Annotated in this window: 20 protein-coding genes; 3 read left to right on the plus strand and 17 right to left on the minus strand. The window is 73.6% G+C overall.

Annotated elements, in window-relative coordinates; all coding sequences use genetic code 11:
* Positions 1 to 13: 13 nt before the first annotated feature.
* From F2B26_RS06385 to F2B26_RS06455, 15 genes are all read right to left on the minus strand, one after another.
* Complete coding sequence (locus F2B26_RS06385) at positions 14 to 796, minus strand: C40 family peptidase (RefSeq protein WP_235929534.1); 783 nt, start codon at positions 794 to 796, stop codon at positions 14 to 16.
* Positions 793 to 1,215 carry a flagellar FliJ family protein gene (locus F2B26_RS06390; protein WP_159807562.1) on the minus strand — a complete coding sequence of 141 codons (423 nt, stop codon included), beginning with the start codon at positions 1,213 to 1,215 and terminating at the stop codon, positions 793 to 795. Before F2B26_RS06390 ends, F2B26_RS06385 begins: the two co-directional genes overlap by 4 nt.
* Complete coding sequence (locus F2B26_RS06395) at positions 1,212 to 2,540, minus strand: FliI/YscN family ATPase (protein ID WP_159807564.1); 1,329 nt, start codon at positions 2,538 to 2,540, stop codon at positions 1,212 to 1,214. The genes F2B26_RS06390 and F2B26_RS06395 overlap by 4 nt, the downstream gene beginning before the upstream one ends.
* Positions 2,540 to 3,256, minus strand: coding sequence for a FliH/SctL family protein (locus F2B26_RS06400; protein WP_159807566.1), 717 nt, complete (start codon positions 3,254 to 3,256; stop codon positions 2,540 to 2,542). Before F2B26_RS06400 ends, F2B26_RS06395 begins: the two co-directional genes overlap by 1 nt.
* Positions 3,240 to 4,241, minus strand: a complete 1,002-nt coding sequence (gene fliG, locus F2B26_RS06405) for a flagellar motor switch protein FliG (protein ID WP_159807568.1) — start codon at positions 4,239 to 4,241, stop codon at positions 3,240 to 3,242. Before fliG ends, F2B26_RS06400 begins: the two co-directional genes overlap by 17 nt.
* Positions 4,238 to 5,845: a flagellar basal-body MS-ring/collar protein FliF gene (gene fliF, locus F2B26_RS06410; protein WP_159807570.1), complete on the minus strand. Its 1,608-nt coding sequence runs from the start codon at positions 5,843 to 5,845 to the stop codon at positions 4,238 to 4,240. Before fliF ends, fliG begins: the two co-directional genes overlap by 4 nt.
* Positions 5,845 to 6,147 (minus strand): flagellar hook-basal body complex protein FliE, encoded by a 303-nt coding sequence (gene fliE / locus F2B26_RS06415; RefSeq protein WP_159807572.1) that lies wholly within the window; start codon positions 6,145 to 6,147, stop codon positions 5,845 to 5,847. Before fliE ends, fliF begins: the two co-directional genes overlap by 1 nt.
* Positions 6,147 to 6,548: a flagellar basal body rod protein FlgC gene (locus F2B26_RS06420; RefSeq protein WP_159807574.1), complete on the minus strand. Its 402-nt coding sequence runs from the start codon at positions 6,546 to 6,548 to the stop codon at positions 6,147 to 6,149. Before F2B26_RS06420 ends, fliE begins: the two co-directional genes overlap by 1 nt.
* A complete protein-coding gene (flgB, locus tag F2B26_RS06425; RefSeq protein ID WP_159807600.1) occupies positions 6,548 to 6,889 on the minus strand; it encodes a flagellar basal body rod protein FlgB in 342 nt (113 codons plus the stop codon). The genes F2B26_RS06420 and flgB overlap by 1 nt, the downstream gene beginning before the upstream one ends.
* Before the next feature lie 329 nt (positions 6,890 to 7,218).
* Positions 7,219 to 7,545 carry a hypothetical protein gene (locus F2B26_RS06430; RefSeq protein ID WP_159807576.1) on the minus strand — a complete coding sequence of 109 codons (327 nt, stop codon included), beginning with the start codon at positions 7,543 to 7,545 and terminating at the stop codon, positions 7,219 to 7,221.
* Positions 7,545 to 7,991 carry a flagellar export chaperone FliS gene (locus tag F2B26_RS06435; RefSeq protein ID WP_159807578.1) on the minus strand — a complete coding sequence of 149 codons (447 nt, stop codon included), beginning with the start codon at positions 7,989 to 7,991 and terminating at the stop codon, positions 7,545 to 7,547. Before F2B26_RS06435 ends, F2B26_RS06430 begins: the two co-directional genes overlap by 1 nt.
* 20 nt (positions 7,992 to 8,011) lie before the next feature.
* Positions 8,012 to 9,433, minus strand: a complete 1,422-nt coding sequence (fliD, locus tag F2B26_RS06440; protein WP_159807580.1) for a flagellar filament capping protein FliD — start codon at positions 9,431 to 9,433, stop codon at positions 8,012 to 8,014.
* A gap of 92 nt (positions 9,434 to 9,525) precedes the next feature.
* Positions 9,526 to 10,392, minus strand: coding sequence for a flagellin N-terminal helical domain-containing protein (locus F2B26_RS06445; protein ID WP_159807582.1), 867 nt, complete (start codon positions 10,390 to 10,392; stop codon positions 9,526 to 9,528).
* 112 nt (positions 10,393 to 10,504) lie between these two features.
* Entirely contained in the window at positions 10,505 to 12,043 is a 1,539-nt protein-coding gene (locus F2B26_RS06450) for a glycosyltransferase family 2 protein (RefSeq protein ID WP_159807584.1), read from the minus strand.
* A 109-nt stretch (positions 12,044 to 12,152) separates the two neighbouring features.
* The gene (locus F2B26_RS06455; RefSeq protein WP_159807586.1) at positions 12,153 to 15,278 is read right to left on the minus strand and encodes a glycosyltransferase; all 3,126 of its coding nucleotides are present in this window, start codon (positions 15,276 to 15,278) and stop codon (positions 12,153 to 12,155) included.
* A gap of 147 nt (positions 15,279 to 15,425) precedes the next feature.
* Between F2B26_RS06455 and F2B26_RS06460 the strand changes: the two genes are divergently transcribed.
* On the plus strand, positions 15,426 to 16,160 hold the full coding sequence (locus F2B26_RS06460; protein WP_210766844.1) for a glycosyltransferase: 735 nt from the start codon (positions 15,426 to 15,428) through the stop codon (positions 16,158 to 16,160).
* A gap of 16 nt (positions 16,161 to 16,176) precedes the next feature.
* Positions 16,177 to 17,898 carry a class I SAM-dependent methyltransferase gene (locus tag F2B26_RS06465; protein ID WP_159807590.1) on the plus strand — a complete coding sequence of 574 codons (1,722 nt, stop codon included), beginning with the start codon at positions 16,177 to 16,179 and terminating at the stop codon, positions 17,896 to 17,898.
* 84 nt (positions 17,899 to 17,982) lie between these two features.
* On the opposite strand, the gene F2B26_RS06470 is transcribed toward F2B26_RS06465, so the two are convergent.
* Together F2B26_RS06470 and F2B26_RS06475 are read right to left on the minus strand one after the other, a co-directional pair.
* Positions 17,983 to 18,996, minus strand: coding sequence for a glycosyltransferase (locus F2B26_RS06470; RefSeq protein WP_159807592.1), 1,014 nt, complete (start codon positions 18,994 to 18,996; stop codon positions 17,983 to 17,985).
* Entirely contained in the window at positions 18,993 to 19,970 is a 978-nt protein-coding gene (locus tag F2B26_RS06475; protein ID WP_159807594.1) for a hypothetical protein, read from the minus strand. Before F2B26_RS06475 ends, F2B26_RS06470 begins: the two co-directional genes overlap by 4 nt.
* A 285-nt stretch (positions 19,971 to 20,255) precedes the next feature.
* On the opposite strand from F2B26_RS06475, the gene F2B26_RS06480 reads away from it, so the two are divergent.
* A complete protein-coding gene (locus tag F2B26_RS06480; RefSeq protein ID WP_159807596.1) occupies positions 20,256 to 21,434 on the plus strand; it encodes an HDOD domain-containing protein in 1,179 nt (392 codons plus the stop codon).
* Positions 21,435 to 21,486 lie beyond the last annotated feature (52 nt).

The raw sequence follows: 21,486 nt of genomic DNA on the forward strand, positions 1-21,486 counted from the left end.
GCGGTGACGGCGGTCATGACCGCTGCCCTGCGAGCAGCGCGAGCGCGGTGCGCTGCGCGGTGGCCGTGGTGACCGGGCTCACCGCGGTGCCGCCCGACCCGGCGGCGCCCGCCTGCGGCAGCACGCGTCGGATGTTCGTCGGTTCGGCGTACACGCGGTGCACCCCGACGGTGCCGCCGGGCTTGGGCGCGTCGATCATCTTGCCGTCCCCTAGGTAGATGGCGATGTGGGTACCGCCGTTGAACACGAGCAGGTCGCCGGGCAGCGCCTGGTCGAGCGAGTCGACCTTGGTGCCCAGCTGCTGCTGGGCGCGTGCGGTGCGCGGCACGTCGGTGACCTTGGTGACGCCGAGGTCGGTGAGCGAGCGGAGCACGAGACCGGAGCAGTCCAGGCCGCCCTCGGACAGCTGCTCACCGCCCCACACGTAGGGCACCCCGGTGTATCTCGACGCCGTCGCGATGAGGTCCTGGGCGGTGGCCGTGCCGCCGGAGATATCGGTGCCTGCGCCGGTCGAGGAGGAGGTGCGCCCCTCGGCGAGCCTGCGCAGCAGCGCCGCCAGCCCGGCCGAGCCGGTGCCGCTGGTGCCGTCCAGACCCGTTCCCGACAGGCCCGTCCCCGACAGGCCGAGCGACTGCAGCAGGTCGCTGTCCCCCGTGCCCTGCTGCTGGGCGGCGGCGAGCAGCGAGGCGAAGTCCGCCGACGAGGACGACGCCTTCGCGGCGGCGTTCGGGTCGACGAGCGAGGCCAGCTCGGCCACCCGCGACCGGATGCCCTCCACGCCCAGCGCGCCGTTCACGGCTGCACCACCGGCGTGCGCGAGGCGACCTCGTCGAGCACCTTCTGCTCGGCCCGCTCGTCCTCGACCCGCACGGTCTGGGCGTGCCGCTCGGCCAGCCGTTCGACGCTGCGGGTGGCCTGCCGGGCGGCCGACCACTGCACGGTGCGCTCGGCGGTGACCTGCGCGGCGGCGACCTCGTCGGCCTCGCGCTCGAGGAGCAGACCCGACAGCGCGGCACGGGCGGCCACGGCGGCCTGCCAGGTCGCCGGGTCGGCGACCGGTGCGGTGACCTGGGCGCCGAGCGCCCGCGCGGTCGCAGCGGCCCGCTCCCGCGCCGTCTGCTCGGTGCGGTGGGCCGCAGCCAGCGCACCGGCGGCCCGGTCCTCCTGGATGCTGCGCACCCGCAGCAGACCGGCCAGCCCGAACTTGCGGCTCATGCGGCCACCCCCAGCACGCTGACCAGGGCGTCCAGCTGCTCCCACGAGCGGGCCGCGGGGGCCGGGTCGTCCATGCCCTGGCGCAGGAAGGCGTTGATCGCGTCACCGTGCGCCACGGCGGCGTCGACCATCGGGTTCGAGCCGGCGACGTAGGCGCCGACGTCGAGCAGGTCGGCGGCCTGCCGGCGGGCCGCCATGACGGCCCGCAGCCGACGCGCCGCCTGCCGCTGCGCGGGGGTGGTCACCCTCGAGGCGACGCGGCTGATCGAGCCGAGCGCGTCGACGGCCGGGTAGTGGCCGGCCACGGCGAGCGCACGGTCGAGCACGACGTGCCCGTCGAGGATGGACCGGGCCGCGTCGGCGATCGGCTCGTTGTGGTCGTCGCCGTCCACCAGGACGGTGTAGATGCCGGTGACCGACCCCGTCGGCCCGGTGCCGGCCCGCTCCAGCAGCTGGGCGAGCAGCGCGAACGTGCTCGGCGGGTAGCCGCGGGTGGCCGGCGGCTCGCCGACGGACAGCCCGATCTCGCGCTGGGCCATGGCCACGCGGGTGAGCGAGTCCATCATGAGCACGGCGTTGCGGCCCTGGTCGCGCAGGTGCTCGGCGATGCGGGTGGCGACGAACGCCGAGCGCAGCCGCACCAGCGGCGGCTGGTCGGAGGTGGCCACGACGACCACCGACCGGGCCAGGCCCGCCGGGCCCAGGTCGTCCTCGAGGAACTCGCGCACCTCACGGCCACGCTCGCCGACCAGCGCGATCACCGACACCTCGGCGTCGGTGCCGCGCGCGATCATCGACAGCAGCGACGACTTGCCGACGCCGGACCCGGCGAACAGCCCGATGCGCTGCCCCTGGCCGACGGTGACGAGGGTGTCGAGCACGCGCACGCCCAGGTCGAGCGGGGCGGCCACCCGGCTGCGCTCCAGCGGGTGCGGGGCGTGCCCCTCGATCGAGCGCCACGTGACGTCGCGCAGCGGGCCCTTGCCGTCCATCGGCCGGCCCAGCCCGTCGACCACCCGGCCGAGCAGCCCGTCGCCGACGGGGACCCGCAGCCCCTCGCCGCGCGGGCGCACCGGGGTGCCGGCCCGCAGCCCCGTGACCGGGCCGAGCGGCATGCACCGCACGGTGCCCTCACCGGTGGCGACGACCTCGGCCAGCACGGCCGCCTCGCCCTCACCGACGGTGAGCAGACCGCCCACGGCGGCACCCGTGCCGACCACGTCGATGGTGAGCCCGACCACCGAGCGCACCCGGCCCACGGGTTCGGGGGCGGTCGCGGCCAGGGCGCGCTGCCAGGGCGTGCGCGGCGCGTCGAGCGTGCTCATCAGCGCTCACCCGTCTCGGCGAGCACGGCACGGGCCCGGGCCAGCGCGGCGTCGATACGCGCGTCCAGGGCGCCCTCGGCGTGCTCGGCCACCGCGTCACCCGGGGCCAGGGACGCGTCCGGGACGACCGTGACGCCCGCCGGGACCGAGCCGGCGAGCACGGCGGCGTCGCGCGGGTGCAGCCGGACGGTGACCTCGTCCGGGTGCGCACCGGACAGCGCGCGGGCGAGCGCCGCACGGGCGGACGTGGCGGCGTCGGACAGCTCGACGCCCAGCACGGCCTTGGCCAGCTCGACGGCCGCGAGGTGCAGGTGCTGCTCGACCTGCGCCAGCACGGGGGCCTGCCGAGCGGACAGCGCCTGCGCAGCTGCGGCCAGGACGGTCACGAGCCGGGCGTTCTCGGCGGTGAGCGCCGCCTGCTGGTCGGCGAGCGCCGCGCGGGCCCGTTCGGCCTGCAGCTGCGCCTCGTCGGCCGCGCGCCGCGCACCGGCGGCGTACCCGGCGGCGAAACCCGCGGCCCGGGCCCGGTCGAGGGCCCGCTGCGCGGCCGGGTCCTGCACCCCCGGCTCGACCAGCGGCAGGAACTGGGGGGCGACGGCCGTGTGGCCGCGGTAGGCGGTCACCGTCGGGAACGCGGGCAGCGCCTCGCGCCGCTGGGTCGGCACCACGGGGGCCGACGCCAGCAGCGGCGTGAAGCCGTCAGGCGACGTACTCATCGTCCGTGTCCCGTCGGATGGTGATCTGGCCGGACTCCTCGAGCCGCCGGATGCCCTGCACGATCTGCGAACGGGCCTCCTCGACCTGCGACATGCGCACCGGGCCGAGCAGGTCGATCTCCTCGACCAGGTTGTCGCGGGCGCGTTCGGACAGGTTGGTGAGGATCTTGTCCTGCACCGGCTGGCTGGCCCCCTTCATCGCCAGGGCCAGCTCGCCGGTCTCGACGTTGCGCAGCACGAGCTGCATGGCGCGGTCCTCGAGCAGCACGATGTCGGCGAAGACGAACATGAGGGCGCGGACCTCCTCGGCGAGCTTCTCGTCGCGGTCCTGCAGGCCTTCGAGGATGAGCTTCTCGGTGGTCGGGTCGGCCCGGTTGATGATCTCCACCAGCGGCTGCACACCGCCGACGGCCGCCATCTCGCGCGGGGCGAGCACCGTGGAGGCCTTGCGCTGCAGGCTCTCGGCCACCACCTGGACGAGGTCGGGCGCGGCGCGCTCCATGAGGGCGATGCGGTGCGCGATGTCGCCCTGCTCGGTCGGCGGCAGACCGGCCAGGATCGCCGAGGCCTGCTCGGGCCGCAGGTGCGCGAGCACGAGGGCGATGGTCTGCGGGTGCTCACCGGACAGCAGCGAGACGACCTGGCGCCCGTCGGCCTGGCGCATGAACTCGAACGGGTCGCCGGCCAGGTGGGTGCGCAGCCGCTCCATCATGTCGGCGGCCTGGTCGTGGCCGAGCGAGGCCTCGAGCAGGTGCTGGGCGAGGTTGGCGCCGCCGCCCAAGCCGGGGCCGACGGCGGAGACGTCGTAGAACTCCTCGAGCACGTCGTCGGCGACCGACTGGTCGACCCGGTCGAGGCGCAGGATCTCGGCGGTGAGCTCCTCCATCTCGGAGACGTCGAGCTGGGCCATGACGCGGGCGGCCCGGTCGCGCCCCAGCTGGAGCAGCAGGGTGGCCGCCTTCTGCGGCCCGGTGAGCCCGCTCATCGACGCTGACCGGACTCGGCCAACCAGCCACGCAGCAGGTCGGCGACCTCACCGGGCTGCTCGTCCGCCAGGGCGGCGACCTGCCGGCGCTTGGACTCGATCGGGTCGGGCCCGCGCGGCTCGGCCTGCTCGAGGGCGGGCAGGCCGGCGCTCTCGACGGCCTCGAGAGCGAGCCGCTGCTGCTCGGCGACGCTGGTCTGCTGCAGACCTCCCAGGTCGAGCGCCTCACGCTTGGCCCGCCGCGAGCGCCGGGCGCCCATGACGAGCAGGGCGATGAGCACGAGCAGCACGACCGCGCCGATCGCGCCGTCCTTGATGAGGACCTGCGTCTTGGCGGCGGCTGCCTCCTTGTCGGCCACGGCGAGCGCGGTCTTGGCCTCCTCGGCGGCCGTGGTGTCGAACGGCATCCGCTGCACCGACAGGGTGTCGCCGCGGGTGGCGTCGATCCCGGCGGCGGCCGCGATGGCCGACTGCAGGGCGGTCATGTCGAGCGCGGCACCGGCCGTGGAGTTGATGGCGACGGCCACCGACTGACGCTGCACCGTGCCGGGGGCGGCGGTCGTGACCTCGGTGGTCTTGCCGACGGCGTTGGTGAGGTCCTGGCTGCTCGACTTGTACGAGCCGTCACCGGTGCCGGGCGTCCCCGTCCCGCCGGGCACCGCGATGTTGTCCGGGCCGAGCACCCCGGTGGCCGAGCCGGAGCCGGTGCCGGTGTACTCCTCGGTCTTGGTCGAGCTGGCCAGCGGCGGTGTGGTCGGGTCGGCCTGGTAGGACTCGACCGTCTTCTGCGACTGGTCGTAGTTGAGCAGCGCGGTCGTGGTGACCGTCACGTTGTTCGCGCCGACGAGCGGGTCGAGCAGCCGGTGCACGGCGGCCTCGATCTTCGACTCGTAGTCACCGGTCTGCTGGTCGGCCATCGCGCCGGAGGTCGCCCCGACGGTGGACAGCACCGCGCCGTTGGCGTCGACGACCGACACGTCGGTGGTCTTCATCCCGGCGATGCCGGCCGAGACCAGGTGCACGATCGCCTGCACCTGGTTGGCGTCGAGCGTGACACCGGCCTTCTCGCGGACGAACACCGAGGCGGTCGGGTCCTTCTTCTGGTCGGAGAAGACCGAGTCGGCGGGGATCGCGAGCTTGACGGTGGCGGCCTCGACCCCGTCCATCGACGCGATGGTCTTGGCGAGCTCACCCTCCATCGCCCGCTGGTAGGTGGTCTGCTGCTGGAACTGCGTCGAGGTGGCCGACAGCTTGTCCAGCAGGGAGTACCCGGTGCCGTCGGCGTTGGTCGGCAGCCCGGCCGCGGCGAGCTTGATGCGCTCGGAGTAGACCGACTCGGTCGGCACCATGACCGTCGCGCCACCGTCGGCGAGCTCGTACTTGACGCCGTCCTTGGCGAGCTGGTCGACGACCGCGCTCGCATCGCTGCCGGACAGGCCGGAGAACAGCGGCGTGAGGGTCGGCTTGGTGGCCCAGGAGTAGACCGCGAACCCGATGACGAGGACCGCCGCGAGCGCGAGGAGGGCGAACACCCGTTGCACGACGTTGAACTGCTTGACCGCGTTGGACAGCCGGTCGACGGTGCTCTGCAGTGCGGCGGGCATCAGGCCTGCATCCTCATGATCTCGGTGAACGCCTCGACGGCCTTGTTGCGCAGCGCGGCGGTGAGCTCGAGCGCGGTGGCCGACTTGGCCGCGGCGATCGTGTAGTCGTGCACGTCGGACAGGTCACCGGTGACCGCCTTGACGGCGAGCCCGTCGCTGGTGGACTGCAGCTGCTGGAGCTGGTCCATCCCGCCGAGCACGGAGGAGAAGCCGGTCCCGGTGACGCCCTGCGCACCGGCGGTCTGCTGCAGCGGGGTGGTGGGTGCGACGGCGGTGACACCGGCCACCGGCAGGATGCTCATCAGGCCTTCCCGATGGTGAGCGCGGCCTCGTAGGCCGACTTGGCGCGGTCGATCACGGCGGCGTTCGCCTGGTAGCCACGCTGGGCCATGATCAGCTGGGTCATCTGGCTGGACAGGTCGATGTCGGGCATCTTGACGTTGCCCTCGGCGTCGGCCAGGGGGTTGGTGGGGTCGTAGACGATGCGGCCCTCGGTCTTGCCGGACAGCCGCGCCCCGGCGACCTGCACACCGCCGTCACCGGAGGTGATCTCGCGGGCCTCGATGTACCGAGCCTGGAACGCGTCCTCGCTCGTGGAGGTGGCGTCGTTGATGTTGGCGATGTTGTCCGAGACGGCGTCGAGCCACTTGCGGGTGACGTCCATGCCGCTGCCGGCCACGCCGAGGGCGCCGAAGATGGTCATCAGGAGCTCCGCATCGCGGTACGCAGCAGGGCGAACTGCTGGCTCGCGGCCTGGGTCGCGAGCGAGTAGCGCAGGTTGGTGTCGATGTTCGACACGGTCTCGGTGTCGAGGTTGACGTTGTTGCCGTTCGTGTCCGTCGGCTCGAGGCTGCGCGAGGTGGTCGGAGCCACCGCACCGCTGCCGGACCGCACGGCGGCCTTGAGGGCGTCCTCGAACTGCACGCGCTTGGCGTGGTAGTTCGGCGTCTGCAGGTTGGCGACGTTGTCCGCGATCGCCGCCTGGCGCGCGGAGAGGCCGTCGAGCGCGCTGCTGAGCGCGACAGCCGTCACGGAATCGAACATGCCCATCGAGGCCTCCACCGACACCGGTGTCCTGCGGCCAGTCCGTGGCCTCCTGATGAGCGATCCCTGCTCGGGGGTCTCATCGGTCCGACAGGGTGTGGAACTGAGGCGTTCACCTACCCGGACCAGCGCAAACGCCGGATCCGTCCGAGTTGTCCGACGTTCTCACCCCCTCGGCCATCCAGCATCTGGACGGGCTGGACAGGGGTGGCTGCACGGGGGTAACGAACGACGTCGAACGCCTCCACGCGGTCGCCTGCGCACGCGGTGGCAGGACCACACCGCAGCGGCCGGCGGACCCGCCGGACCGCGCCCCGGACGCGGCCGGGTCAACCCTCGATGTCGAGGAAGACCGGCCGTGCGGCCGGGGTCGGCGCCAGGGCGGCGACGGCCGCGAGCTGGCGCCGGTTCATCACGAGGGCCCGCCCCATCGCGGCCGCCGTGGCGAGCTGTCGGTCGAGCAGCGCACGCGCCCGGTCGGCCAACGCGGCCGGCAACGGCCCGAGGTCGGCCGGCGGGCGCCAGGCCACGAGCCTGGCCACCTCGTCGACGGACGGCAGGTGGTCGTTGTCGAGCATCCGCTCGGCCGTCGTCACGTCGATCTCGAGCTCGGTGAGCGCCTCCGACCAGGCGGCGTCCCACTCGAGGGTGAGCATCACGCCACGCCGAGCATGGTGGAGCCGATCTCGTCGGCCCCCTGCGAGGTCGTCGCGGCGCGGGTGGCCTGGGCCGAGGCGGCGAGCGAGGCCTCCGCGCCACGCCACGCCTCGGCGAGCGGCTGCACCACGTCCCGGCAGCCCCGGGCCTTGGCCGCGTCCCCGGTGGCCGCCGACTCGATGAGCCCGGTGAGCAGGTAGCCGTAGATCGACATGAGCCGCGGCCCACCCTCCCAGGCCGCCACGTCGAGCGAGGAGATGAGCTCGGTGACGATGTCACGGGCGTGGCCCAGGTGCGCGCCGCCACCGACCCGGTCACCGCGCTCGAGCGCCTCGACACCGCGGTCGAGGTCGGCCACGAGGCGGTCGTAGAGCATGGTGAGCAGGCGCGCCGGGCCGACGGTGGCCACCGAGTCGGCCAGGTAGGTGGAACGTGCGTCGTACATCGAGAAGCCCCTTCCGTGGGTCAGCTGGACGACGAGGAGGACGAGCTGGACCCGTTCAGCGCCCCGAGGGCGGAGGTGAGCCAGCTCTGCTGGGACTTGAGGGTCTGCATCGAGGTCTCCAGGGACGCCCACTGCGCCTCGATCGCGTCCCTGCGGGTGGCGAGCACCGAGTTCCAGTCCGAGATCTTGGCGGCCAGATCGCTGATCTGGGTGTTGTCGGAGGTGATCTCCTGGGTGAGGGTGCCCTCGTACTTGTCCGACGCGGCGGTCGTGACCTTGGCGACGCGGTTGGCGATGGAGGTCAACGTCGCCTGCACCGAGTCCGGGTCCTTGGCGAGGGCGGCGGCGAAGACGGCCGAGTCGAAGGAGAAGGTGCCGTCCTTGTCGACCGAGATCCCGATCGTCGACGGCGACACCCCGGGGGTGTCGGGCGACGCCGGGTCCACGTCGTAGGAACCCGCCTCGGAGATCTGCTCGGACAGGGAGCGCACCCCGAAGTTGCTCGACAGCACGCCGCCGGCCACCGAGGTGGTGCCGTCGGCGTTGGTCTTGGTCGTGGCGGCCGTCTGGCTCGCGATCTCACCGAGCACGAGGTTGAGCTGGGAGACCAGGTTCGCGCCGAGCTTGGCCACCGCGGCGGTGTCCTGGGTGACGCCGAGGGTCACCGGGGTGCTCTCGACGGCGGTCACCGTGACGTCGAGCCCGGTGACGAGGTCGGCGAACGTGTTGGACGACGAGGTCACCTTCTGGGACTGGCCGCTGGTCGGCCACAGGGTCACCTGGGCGTCCTGGGCCGTGCGCGTCGTCGTGAGGGAGACCGCGGTGGCGGTGCCGCCCGTGACGGCCGCCTTGTCACCCTGGTAGAGCGTGAAGCCGTTCGCGCCGCCGGAGGTCTGGCCGGTGAGCTGCAGACGGTAGGCGGTGGAGCCGTCGTCCGCCGTGTACTTGACCGTCGTCGCCGCGACACCGGCGCCCGAGGAGTTGATGGCCGACGCGAGGTCCGCGACCGAGGTCAGGCCGTCGGTCGAGATCTCGGTGAGCGTGCTCCCCACCTTGAGCGTGAGGGTGCTCGCCCCGCCGGTGAGGTCGCTGACGCCGGTCAGGGCGCCGGACACGGACACCTGGCTGGCGGCGAGCCTGTCGACGGTGAAGCTCACCTCGGTCGCCGTGGCGGACGAGCGTGCGTTCGCGGTCACCGAGGTGGCCGACGAGGTGGCCTTGAGCGCGTTCCAGGAGGCCGGCTTCGCGGCGGCGGCCGCAGCGTCCCCGAGCGAGGAGACCTTGGTGTTGAGCGACTGCAGCGCCGCGACGACCCGGGAGAGCTCGGACTTCTTGTCCGACAGCTGGGCCTGCGGGATGGCCTCGACCTTCATGATGCTCGCCACGATGTCCGCGGTGTTGAGGCCGGAGACCAGGCCCGAGATCTGCGAGGAGCTGCTCATTGCTTCCGTCCGGTGGGGTGCCGCGATGCGGCAGCGGCGGTGGTGGGGACGACCCCACCACCGCCGATGCACGCATCATCCGATCAGGGTGCTCAGCTCAGGAGCTTGAGGACACCCTGGGGGATCTGGTTGGCCTGCGCGAGCATCGCCGTGCCGGCCTGCGACAGGATCTGCGACTTCGTGAAGTTGACCATCTCGGACGCCATGTCGGTGTCACGGATCCGGGACTCGGACGCCGACAGGTTCTCGACCGCCACGTTCACGCTGTTGATCGTGTGCTCGAAGCGGTTCTGGTAGGCACCGAGGTTGGCTCGGGCGGTCGACACGTTCTTGATCTGTGCGTCGATCGCCTTGATGGCTGCCTGGGCCGACGCGGCGCTGAACAGGTTCAGCCCGGTGCCGGTCGAGGTCGCGGCGAAGGACACCGCGTCCGCCACCGAGGCCACGTTCGCCGAGGACAGGTCGACCGTGATCTGGCTGGCCGAGTCACCGTCGGCACCGACCTGGAAGCTCAGCGTGGCGCCGGTGGCACCGCTGACCTTGTCCAGCAGCGTGGTGCCGTTGAAGTTCGTCGAACCGGCGATCCGAGTGAGCTCCTTGTTGAGCTGCGTCGCCTCGGTCGCGATGTTCGTACGAGCATCGGCGGAGTTCGAGTCGTTGGCCGCCTGGACCGCCAGGTCACGCATGCGGTGCAGGATCGAGTGGACCTCGGTGAGCGAACCCTCAGCGGTCTGGACGACGGAGATGCCGTCCTGGGCGTTGCGGGCGGCCTGGGTGAGGCCGCTGACCTGCGAGCGCAGGCCCTCGGAGATGGCCAGACCGGCAGCGTCGTCCGCCGCGCGGTTGATGCGGTAGCCGGAGGACAGCTTCTCCAGCGACTTCGACAGGGAGTTCTGGGTGGAGCTGAGGTTGCGGTACGCGTTGATGGCCGCGACGTTGGTGTTGACCGAGAGACCCATCGTGATCTTCCTCCTTGATGCGGGTCGAGTGGCCCTTCCATGGGCACACCCGGTGGATCGGCTACGAGTGCGGGGCCCTGAGTCGTTCTGCCCACGCATTCGGGTGAATGTGTCAGCCCATCGCCACCAGACCGGGGGCGACGATCTCGAGCTGCTCGACCAGCTCGGGCATCCGCTGGGTCGGCACCCGGTCGAGCGCGTCGTCCAGGGACGGCAGCGCCCGGCCGTCGTGATAGGCGGAGTACGCGAGCGCCGCCGCGAGGGCCCGGTCCCGCGGGGCCTGGCTCGGCTCGGCCGCGAACGCCACCAAGGTGCAGTACTCGTCCAGCCCGAGCCGACGCAGCCGCGCCGACCACTCGACGGCCTCCTCGAAGGTCCCCATGGTCGGCACGACACGCGCCGCGGCCACGAGCACCGCCGGGTCGTCGGGCCAGCGCTCCACCATGAGGTCGAGCAACCGGAGCGCCGCCCCGGTCGCGGCCTGGCCGCAGCGCAGCGCCCAGGCCCGCCGCTGGTCCGCGGTGGTCGCCGCGAGCAGCTCGCCCACCGCCTCCTCGCCCAGCTGGTCGATGAGCTCGACGGGGTTGAGCGCACGCGACCCGGCCCGGAGCGCGGCCGACGCGACCTTGACCGCCTCGGGCTCGCGCCCGGCACGCGCGAGCAGCCGGACCTCCAGGTCGGCGACCGAGTCGCGCCGCAGCGCACCGCCGGCCGAGTCCCGGCTGACCGTGGGGACGCGGCCGAGCGAGGTGAGCGCCCGGTCGATGTCCCCGACCTTCTCCGACAACCGCGCCTGGGCGATGTCGACGGTCGCACCCGTGGGGTTCACCTCGCGCCACCGGTCGACCCAGAGCTGGGCGGTGGGGAGCTCGTCGAGCATGAGCGCCATCGTGAACTGGCCCAGCACGAGGGCCTCGGCGACGAGCGCCGGCAGGACGTCGGGGACCCACGCCTCCTCGGCGACGGCCTGCGACCGCTCCCAGCTCGCCGCCAGGATGAGCGAACGCGCCAGGTGCGCGCGCGCCACCGCGGCGGCGCGCGCGTCGTCGGCCGCGAGCGCATCGGCGAGCTGGGCCTCCACGATCGCGATGTTGCGGGCCGCCTTGGTGGTGGCCAGCGCCTGGGCGTCGACGTAGCCGGTGTGCAGCAGCCGGATCCCGGCGAGCACCGGACCGGCGGTCGGGCGGCCGTCCGTCGTGTAGATCTGCTCGTGCAGCCGGTCGCCCCAGCGGTGGCCGCGACGACGGAAGATCCGGTTCGCGGTGAACTCGTAGGGCTCGTCGAGCGAGGTGCGCGGCTGGTTGAGGATGCGCAGGCCGAACGTGCCGGACGAGGCCTTGGCCAGGTGCTTGCGCAGCGTCGCGCCCTGGGACTCGAAGATCTCGTCGGCGTCGATCGACAGCACCCAGTCCCCGGTGGCGTGCGCCAGCGCCCGGTTGCGGGCGGCGCCGAAGTCGTCGTCCCAGTAGCCGTCGATCACCGTGTCGGTGTAGCGACGTGCGACGTCACGGGTGCCGTCGGTGGACCCCGTGTCGTAGACCACGATCTCGTCGGCCCAGCTCACGGACGACAGGCAGGCGTCGAGCACGTCCTCCTCGTCCTTGACGATCATCACCACGCTGATCGTGACCCGCTGCCGGTTCGCCGCCATGGCAGTTCCCACCCATCCGCGCCGCACGGCGCACCCTCACCCGATCGGCCGATCGGGTGACGACCTGAGAGATCTGTCGACGCGGGGCGCGACGCCCGGTGGACGAGGTTCAGCGCGCGGCAGCCGCCAGATCCGGGACGCCGACGTGCCGCACGGACATCTCGGTCGTGGGGTCCGCGAGGAAGCCGCGCAGCGCGGCCACGTCGACCGTCTCGCCGGCCCGCAGCCAGACCCGGCGACGGCCGCCGGCCGCAGCCGCAGCCATCCTGGGGCCGTCCTCGTCGCCCGCCTCGACGACGACGACGCGGCCCGCCACCTGCGCGGCGAGCTGCTGCGCGATGCCGGCGCCGTGGTCGACGAGGACCAGCTCGACCGACCGTTCCGTGACGACGTCGACGAGCGCGATGAGGGCGCGGGCGCTGGACGTGAGGTCGTCGTCGCAGTCCACGATGAGCGACAGCCGCGCCATGGCGGCCTCCTTGCGGGCCAGCACCTCACCGTTGCGTGCCTCGATCGCCCGCCAGTCGAGCCCGTTCGCGTCGAAGGTGGCGTGGCCCAGGTGGTAGACGAACGAACCGCGCACCATGAGCAGCCGGGCGCCCACCGCCTGCAGCCGCCGGCACAGGTCGTCGTCCTCGTAGCCGCCCACCTCGAACGCGGTGTCGAACCCGCCCACCAGCCGCACGAGGTCGGTGCGCACCGCCAGCGCGAACCCCACCAGGCGCGTCACCGGTTCGACCGTGACCCCGCCGGCAGTCATCGCCGCGGCGGCCAGCGCCCGCACGTCGTCGAGGCCACGCACCGTCGCCTGCCGGCCGGGCGCGTACAGCTGCGGACCGGACACGAAGTTGCTCATCGGCCCGGTCGCACCGACGGCCGGGTCGGCGAAGGGTGCGAGCAGCCGGTCCAGCCACGGCCCCACCGGGAGGGTGTCGTTGTTCAGGTACACGACGACCGGGTTGCGTGCCACGTCGGCACCGGAGTTGCAGCCGGCCGCGAAGCCCAGGTTGCGCGCGTGCCGCACCACCTCGACGCGGGGGGCGAACTCGGCGAGCACCGCGGGGGTCTCGTCCTGCGACCCGTTGTCGACGACGATCACCTGGTCGTCCTCGCGCAGCGTGCCCAGCAGCGTGTCCAGGCAGGCGCGCGTGACCTGCGCACCGTTCCACGCCGGGATCACGATCGAGGCGGCCGGTCGGTCGACCGTCGCGGCAGCCGGGGTCGGCTGCGGCGCCACCGCACCGGCGCGCACCCGTACCCGGGGTCGGCGCTCCCGCCGGCGGGTCTGCACCTGCTCGAGCACCGCCGCCAGCTCCTCGGTGAACCGCCGGGGGCCGAACATCTCGTCGATGTGGGCCCGGCCGGCCGTGGCGAGCGCGCCCCACAGCTCGTCGTCGGACAGCCCGCGCAGCACCGCGTCGGCGAAGGCCTGCGGGTCGTCGGCCAGCAGCGCGTTCTGCCCGTCGACCAGGCCCATTCCCTCGGCGCCGACCGACGTCACGACCACCGGCAGGCCGTGCGCGAGCGACTCCCCGACCTTGCCCTTGACCCCGGCCCCGAAGCGCAGCGGGCACACCGCCAACCGGGCGGTGCCGTACAGCTCGGCGAGGTCCGGCACCCAGCCCAGGAAGCGCACCTGCGGCGGGGCCGCGTCGACGAGGTCCTCGGGCACGTGCGACCCGACCACGTCGAGGTGCACGTCCGGCCGCACCTGGAGCACCAGCGGCAGCACCTCCTCGGCGAACCAGCGCACCGCATCGGCGTTCGGCGCGTGCCGGAAGTTGCCGACGAACAGCAGGCCCGTCCGCTCGTCCGGCGGTGCGCCCCGGTCCGCGACGGGCGCGTGCACGGTGGGGAGCACGTGCACCGGCGCCCCCGGCACGAGCTCGGCCAGCAGCTCCTGCTCCACGGGTGAGACGACCAGCGTGGCGTCGGCGGCCTGCACCATCCCGAGCTCGACCTCGCGCAGCTTGTCGGGGTCGAGGCCGTCGGCGGCGGCACCGCGCAGCTGGGCCTCCCGGGCGACCCGCAGGAAGTGCAGGTCCACGGTGTCGAACACCAGGGGCACCCCGGGCAGCGCCTCACGGCACAGCCGTTCGGACTCCACGGCGACCCCGATCCGGCACACGACGGCGGCGATCACATCGGGCGCGAGGTCGCGCAGGAGGCCCGCGAGGTCGTGATGGCCGTACCGCACCTCGACACCCAGCGCCTGGACGGCCGAGGTGTACGGCTCGGCCCGGACGGGGCTCATCGGGATGAAGACCACCGCGTGCCCCGCGGCCCGCAGCGCCTCCAGCATCGCGAAGGCACGCACCGACCCGGCGTCCTGGTCGGGGGTCGGGACGGTGTGGTCGACGACGACCACCAGGTCCTTGCCTGCCCGGCGACGGGCGGCGCGTTCGACGGCGCCAGGGTCCGTCGGTGACAGCTGGTGGGCGAGCTCCGCGGACCACTTGCGGGCGAACACCTCGCGGTTGACGACCTGCCGGGCCTTGACGCCCGACCCGAGGTCGGTGCCGTGGGACACGCCCTCGTGGTGGACGACGACCGCGCGCGGCTCGTACCGGACCCGCAGCCCCGCGGCGCGGACGGCGAAGGCCAGGTCCGCATCGTCGTAGTAGGCGGGGGCGTAGCGCTCGTCGAGGCCACCGAGACCCACCAGGAAGTCCCGGCGCAGCATGATCGCGGCGCCCGAGCAGTAGTCGACATCCCTCGGATAGGTGACGGCCGGGTCCTCGGGGTTCCCGAGCCGGCCGTAGTTCCACCCGGAGCCGTCCGACCAGATGATCCCGCCGGCCTCCTGCAGCCGCCCGTCGGGGTAGACGAGCTGGGCGCCGACGAGCCCGACCGTGGGGTCGGCGATCGCCTCGCGCATGGCGTCGAGCCAGCCGGTCCGGACCTGCGTGTCGTTGTTGAGCAGCACGACGAGCTCGCCGCGGCTCGCCGCGATGCCGGCGTTGCAGGCCCCGATGAACCCACGGTTCACCTCGAGCGCGACCACCTGGACGCCGGGCACCCGACGCAGCTCGGCGAGGCTCTCGTCGGGCGAGGCGTCGTCCACCACGACGATCTCGACATCGTCGCCGGTCGTGTCCATGAGCGAGCGCAGGCACTGCTGCGTGTAGGCCCACTGACCGTGCACCGGGATGATCACGGACACCGCCGGTCGGTCCACCGCCGGGAACGCCAGTGGCTCGTCGGCCGACGTGCTCGAGCCCATCGTCGTCACCACGCGCCCACCTCAGGTCGGGCCCGGCCGTCCCGGGCTATGCAGAGCAGATCGGCCACGGCCGTCACCTGATGAGACGAACCGGCGCTCCTGCGGCACCGCCGGCGAACGCGGCCCACTGCTCCACTCAGGTGAACCCCGGCGGTGCCGATGAGCACAGGCGTGACCGCAGCAGCAGCCACCTTCCCCGCGACCGTCGTGGTCGTGCTGACCGGCCCGGACCCGTGGGCGACGCAGTGCCTGTGCGCCGTCGCGGACCGGACGCCGGCGCAGCTGTACGAGTTCGTGCTGGTCGACGACGCGTCGGGAGGCAACGACGAGCTGCTGGCCGCGCTCGACGGCGACGTCACCGTGGTCCGCAACGCCGCACCCGTCGGGCTCGTGTCCGCCCGGGCCCAGGCCGCCGCACGAGCGCTGGGCCGCACCCTGGTCTTCGTCGAGCCCGACGTCGAGGTCGGTGACGGCTGGCTCGAACCGCTGCTCGCCGCGATCGAGGCGCAGCCGAGCGTCGACGCGGTGCACCCGAGCGTCGACGGCGACGCGACCGGCTCCGCCGCCGCCGCGGTCATCGCCGTGTCACGCGAGCTGTTCCAGTCGCTCAACGGCCCCGGTGCGGCTGCTGATCTGGCCGATGCGGTCCGGCTCCGCGGTGGGCGGGTCAGGTGCGAACCGCGCTCGCGCGCCCGGCGTCACCACCCGGGCGGCGGCGAACCACCACGGGCGCTGAGCCGCCAGGCCGTCGACCTGGCGCTCGCCGGCCGGTTGGCCGAGGCTGTGAACGCCGCACACCTCGCGATCGACGACGACCCGAACGACGTCGCCGCACTCACCGTGCTCACGACCGTCGCGACCGCGCTCGCCGCCCACGGGCGGACCGGCGCATGAACCCGGAGGACCTGGCGTGACCCTGGACCTGCAGACGCTGGGCTACCAGCGCGACCGCGACCTCGCCCTGTGGACCCGCCCCGATCCGGACGCCTTCGGCTACAGCGACGGCGACGCCGCGGAGAACTGGGTGGCCGATGCGGTCACCCACTGCAGCGACCTGCGCAGCACGTCCCGCGAGCTCACCCGTCGGATCGTGGACTGGCCCTCGCGCTACCACCTGAGCCCGCAGCGCGGGAACGTCGTCCGTCCGCTGCTCGACACCCTCACCGGCCCGGTGCTGGAGGTCGGGGCCGGCATGGGGGCGATCACCCGCGTGCTGGGTGAGTCCGGCCTGGACGTGGTCGCCGTCGAGGGCTCCCAGCGACGGGCCCGGATCTGCGCGACGCGGTGCCGCGACCTGGGGAACGTGCGGGTCGTGGCCGACACGATCCAGGCGTTCGGGACGCCGACCCGGTTCGGCACCGTCGTCATGATCGGCGTCCTGGAGTACGCCCGGACGTTCGGCTTCGACGTGCCGGGCCGCGAGCCGGTCGACGTGATGCTCGAGCACATCGCCTCGCTGCTGGCCCCCGGCGGCCGGCTGGTGCTGGCGATCGAGAACCAGCTCGGCGCCAAGTACTTCGCGGGCTTCCCGGAGGACCACCTCGGCCGTCGGATGGTGGGCGTGGAGGACGGCTACGGGCCGGGCACCGCGGTCACCTTCGGGCGCGAGGAGCTCACGGCACGGCTCGCGTCGGCCGGTCTGCCGCACCAGCAGTGGTACTTCCCGTTCCCGGACTACAAGCTGCCGTCCGCGGTCCTCACCGACGCGGCCTTCGAGCCCGGGCACGGGTTCGACCCGACCTCGCTCATCGTCGGGACGGCGCACCAGGACCCGCAGGAACCGGCCGTGACGACCTTCGACCTGGCGCGCACCTACCCGGCGCTGATCCGCAACCGGCTGCTCCCTGCGATGTCCAACTCCTTCGTGGTCACGGCCTCGGCCGCACCCGTCGCCGAGCCCACCGAGCTGGCCTGGTACTACGGCACCGCGAGCCGGCGCGAGGAGATCGACAAGCGGCTCGTGTTCAGCGCGGGTGAGCACGGACCGCGGGTCCGGCGCATCACCCCGGACGGCACCGCGACCGACGTCGAGCACCAGCCGGGCCGGCTGTGGTGGGACGAGCTCGTCCGGATCACCGGCCGCCGCGGCTGGGACCTGGCCGAGGCCGGCGCCTGGTTCGACCGGTGGTGGACCAGCCTGGGCACGGCGGCTGCGACCGAGCTCACCGCGTCGACCGTGCTGCCCGCCCACCTGCTCGACGCCATCCCCCGCAACCTGGTGGTCGACGGCGACGTCGCGACGTTCATCGACCTGGAGTGGGACGCGGACCACCCGCTCGACATCGCCTACCTGACGTTCCGGGCGCTGCTCTACTCCTTCGAGGCGCTCGCCTCGGTGGCTGAACCCGCAGCCGGGACGCCCACCACCCTGGCCGGCCTCATCACCGCCCTCGGCGCCCGCGTCGGGCTGACCTACGACCCTGACCTGGCCGCGCGCTGCTGGCAGCGGGAGGTCGAGCTGCAGTCGCTGGTCACCGGGCAGCAACCGACCCCCGGCAGTGGTTTCGACCGCCCGCTGCCGGTGGGCCGGGGCCTCGACCAGGCGCTGCTCGCGGCGGACGAGCTCGACCGCACCAGGGCGGCCGTGCGCGAGGCGCTCGCCCGCTTCGTCCCACCGGCGGACCGCCGGTAGTCGTCCTGGCGGCCGGCTCGCGGTGGCCTCCGGCGCTCCCGGGCCGCGAGTCCTGCCCGAGTCCTGACGGACCCGCCGGGTCCGTCAGGCCGGCACGCCGACGCGCTGGGTGATCGGACCCGAGCCCGGCCCGAGCGCGACGGCCAGCAGCTCGCGGTCCACCGCCTCGCCCGAGCGGACCAGGAGACGGATGTCGTGCGACGCGGCCGCGAGGCCCTGCGCGAACGCGTCGTCGGCCTCGCCGGCCGGCGCGATGCGGATCTGCCCGCCGGAGACCTGCGCCGCCACGGTCTCGGCCACCGGGCCACCGTGGTCGACCAGCACCAGCTCGGTCTCCCGGTCGCCGCAGCCGTCCACCACCGCGACCAGGGTGCCGATCGCATCGGCCAGGTCGCCGGCGCAGTCGAGCACGATGCTCAGGGCCGGGTCGGCGGCGAACAGGTCCGGGTGCGCCGCGGCGCTCACCAGGTGCAGCAGGTAGGAGTCCTCGACGACCACGAGCCGGCGACCGGCGCGGGTCAGCCGCCTGCACAGGTCGAGGTCCTCGTCGGGGACGTCCGCGAAGCCCCGGACCGAACGGAACGCGTCGGCGCGCACCGCCAGGGCGAACCCGTCGAGCTGTGGCACCCGGGTGGCGGCGTGCCGCGCGGTCGCCATCGCCCCCTGTGCGAAGGCGACCGCCGCCGTGTCCGACACCAGCGCCGAGTCGGGGACCGGCCGGTGCTGGGCGCCCGAGGCCCCGCAGCTGAGCGGGCCGGCCGCACCGACCGACGGGTTGGCCAGCGGGGCGACGAGCCGGTCCAGCCAAGGGCCGGTCGGCACGGTGTCCGGGTCGAGGAAGACCAGCACCGGGGTGGACGCGTCGCGCGCGGCCGCGTTGCGACCGGCACCGACGCCCAGGGGTTCGGCGTTGCGCAGGGTGCGCACGAGGTCGGCGTGCCCGGCCAGCAGGATCGGGGTGCCGTCGACCGACGCGTCGTCCACGACGACGATGCGGTCGTCGGGCCCGAGCGTGGGTCGCAGGCCGTCCAGGCAGGTGCGCAGCTCGTCGACGTCGTCCCGCGCCACCACGACGACGGTGGCCGCCGGGCGGCTCATGCCGACGCCCCGACGGTCGCGGCCGACCGGGCGGCCTCGAACACGCCCCGGGTCTCGTCGGCGAACGCGGCCTCCTGGTCCTCGATCCAACGGCGGTAGGAGGCGAAGCGGGCCGCGTGCGTGGTGTGGTCGGCCAGCACGTCGCGCAGCAGCGCCACGGTCCGACGGTCGGCCGCGGGCCCCTCGGCCGGGTCGACCTTGTACTCCTGGGGGATCGGCACGTCCACGTCGTTGACGGCGCTGCCCCGCCGTCCGACGACGACGCAGGCGCCCGCCAGGGCCGCCTCGCGCGGGATGCGGTCGCGACCGGGGTGCTCACCGAAGTCGACGTAGGCCTTCACGCCGCCCAGCGCCCGGGCCAGCTCGGCATGCGTCATCCCGGCGAGCGGGACCCAGGTCAGGTCGGGGGCGAGGTCCATGAGGCGCCGGGTGGTGTCCATCCCCTTGGCCGGGTTGTAGGCGACCGCGTCGGCGCGCTCGCCGACCTGGGCATCGACCAGCTCGGCCCGCAGGCTGGTGTGCAGGTAGTCGCTCAGCATGATCGGGTCGCCGCCGCGCGCCCGGACGGTGTCGAGCGCGTACTGCGACTGGGCCAGGTGCAGCACCCCCGGTCGGCCGTAGAGCACGTCCAGCGGCTTGAGCGGTGTGCCGTACTGCCGCTGGTAGCCGTCGTTGTGCCGGTCGAACCAGTCGACGCTCAACCACCACAGCGCCGGGACCGCGCGCTGCAGGGTGAGCAGCCGGAAGGCGAAGATCTCGGGGGCGACCACCACGATGCCCGGTTCGTCGGGCACCTGTGTCCCGATGCGGACGTCGTAGTGGCGGTACGGCTCGGGCACAGCCGTCCGGTCCCCGTCGCCGAGGTACACGATCTCGGCGTCCTCGCCGAGCGCCCGCGCGGTGTGCACGAGCTGGTGCAACGCCTCGGGACCGCCGGTGACCGCTCCGGCCGGGCACAGCACGACAGCGCGCACGGGGCTGCTCCTTCCTCGGCGCGCGGGAGGCGCTCCACCCAGCAGATCGTCGGCCGCCGGTCCGGTCTGAGCCGTTCGGGATGCCGATCAGGTTCGGCACTCTCCACCGGCTCCTTGGGTCCGCGAGGGGCCGGCGGATGCTCGAGGCCCACCGGGCGCTGGCGGAGCAGGTCGACGGGCGGGTGTCGTGGGGGTGAACCCGCGGGATCGGGGTCAAGACACCACGTCCGTGTTCCGATTCGTCCTCCAGACCACGTCCGACCTCACGAGGGAGATCCCGCCGCCATGACCGAGCGCACCGCATCCGGGTGGACGGCCGTCGCGCTGGTCAACCAGCCCGTCGCCGACCGGGTCGGGAACGTCACGGCGTACTCGGTCCGCGCGATGGTGCCGTCCCAGCGGGGCAGCCAGGAGGACGTCGAGGTCCTCGTGGACGCGGCGTACCAGGCGGCGGACCTCACGACCCTCACAGCCGGCCAACCCCTCCACGTGGACGCGACGCGCAAGCTGCTGGCGTCGGCCGACCCCGACATGGTGGCCCGGGTGTCCCCCGAGCTGGCCGCCGAACCGGGGGTGGAGCGGCTGGTCGCCTGGCGGCACGCCCGTGGGCTGTCCACGGCGCTCGACCGGTTCGCGGCCCTGGATGCCCAGCTGGCGCTGCTGCCCATGGCGGGGTTCGTCACGATCGACGTCGCCGACCAGGGCGGCCGCCTGGCCGACCTGGTCGCCCTCGCGCACAACCTGGGTGCCCGGGCGATCGCCGGCGGGGCGAGCACGGCGTCGGCCGCCGAGCAGGCCTTCGACGCCGGTGCGGACCTGGTGCAGGGCCGCCCGGTCGAGGACCGCCCCGACGAGCGCGGCGGGCTGGCCGCCAACGAGCTGCACTGCCTGGAGCTGCTGTCGCTGCTGGGCGAGGACCCGATCGACCAGGACGCCGTCATCGGCCTGGTGGCGGCGGACCCGAACCTGGCCGTCGGGGTGCTGCACCTGGTGAACTCGGCGGTCTTCTCGTTGCCCCGGTCGATCGACTCGGTACGGCAGGCCGTCGTGCTGGTCGGCCCCCGGCTGCTGCGCGCCCTGGCGAGCACGTCGCTGTCGGCGGCGGGCCGGGCGGCGGTGGACGACCTGTGGCTCGTGCTCACCCGCGCCCTGGCCTGCTGGCAGCTCGCGGACGAGGACGCCGGCTACACGGTGGGGCTGCTGTCGGCCGTCGCCGAGCAGCGCGGCACCGACCTGCGCTGGTTGGCGCAGATGGCGGGGCTGTCACCGGAGTCCACCGCGGCCCTGGTGGACCGGACCGGACCGCTCGGTCGGGTGCTCGCGTGCGTGCAGGCGCACGAGGCGGGCGACCCGCAGGTCGCGCTGCGGCTCGGGATGGACCCGCACGAGGTGTCCCAGGCCTGGTTGGCGGCTCTGCCGGAGGCGCTGGACATCGCCGCGGCCCTGGTGCCGGCCCGCGCCTGAACCTCGGCGACGAGGCTCGCAGCCCCGCCGCCGCGACCGGGAGGACGGGTGG

The organism is Cellulomonas citrea (assembly GCF_009829685.1).
Taxonomy (GTDB): Bacteria; Actinomycetota; Actinomycetes; order Actinomycetales; family Cellulomonadaceae; genus Cellulomonas; species Cellulomonas citrea.